The following is an 836-nucleotide window of genomic DNA, read 5'->3' on the forward strand; positions in this document are numbered from 1 at the left end:
AAAGTTGGCCATGGCCAACTCTCGCCTCGGTGAGACGGCCCAGGACGGAAGGGTTTTGGCGGGGCCCGTCCGCACAATGGGCCTGTCGCTCAATCGGCTGGACGAGGATCGGCGGGTTCTTCAGGAAGCGCTCGCCCGAGGCGAGACGATCATCGACATAGACCCGGCGCTGATCGATCCGTCCTTCGTGAGGGATCGCCTCGACAATCACGGCGACAGCTTCGCCGAGTTCAAGCGCCTCATCGAGGAGCGTGGGCAGGAAGTTCCAATCCTCGTCCGACCGCATCCCGATCGCCCCGGTCGATATCAGGTTGCCTATGGGCACCGGCGCCTGCGAGCCCTCAGAGAACTCGGACGGCACGTTCGGGCTGTCGTGCGTGCGCTGGACGATGCCCAACTCGTCGTCGCCCAGGGGCTCGAGAATTCAGCCCGCCAGGATCTGACCTATATCGAGAAGGCGGTTTTTGCCCGCAGGCTCGAGGACCGTGGCTTCGAGCGCCCCATCATCATCGATGCCCTGTCGACGGACAAAGGGGAGTTGTCGAAGCTGATCGCTGTTGCACGCGCGATCCCGGAATCGATCGTGAACAGGATCGGACCTGCCCCCAAAGCAGGCCGCCGTCGTTGGCTGGCTCTCGCGGAGCAGCTGAAGACGGCTTCTGTCGCAAAGGCGATCGAGGAGGCTGTGATGGAGGACGCGTTCGCCTCTCTCGACAGCGATGCGCGCTTCCTCAGGGTGGCCGCTCTCGCAGCTCCACAGAATCGTCCCGATCCGGTGTCGACCAGTTGGGCAGAGCAGGGCGGTCAAGCGACGGCTCAGATCTCCCGAAAGGGGA

At 63.9% G+C, this 836-nt stretch carries 1 protein-coding gene; it reads left to right on the forward strand.

Features of this window, described 5'->3' with window-relative positions; genetic code table 11:
* Window positions 1-76 precede the first annotated feature (76 nt).
* The coding region (gene repB, locus VQ02_RS34375; RefSeq protein WP_245239949.1) for a plasmid partitioning protein RepB at window positions 77-836 on the forward strand (760 nt) is incomplete at its 3' end.

This window comes from Methylobacterium variabile (genome assembly GCF_001043975.1).
Taxonomy (GTDB): Bacteria; Pseudomonadota; Alphaproteobacteria; order Rhizobiales; family Beijerinckiaceae; genus Methylobacterium; species Methylobacterium variabile.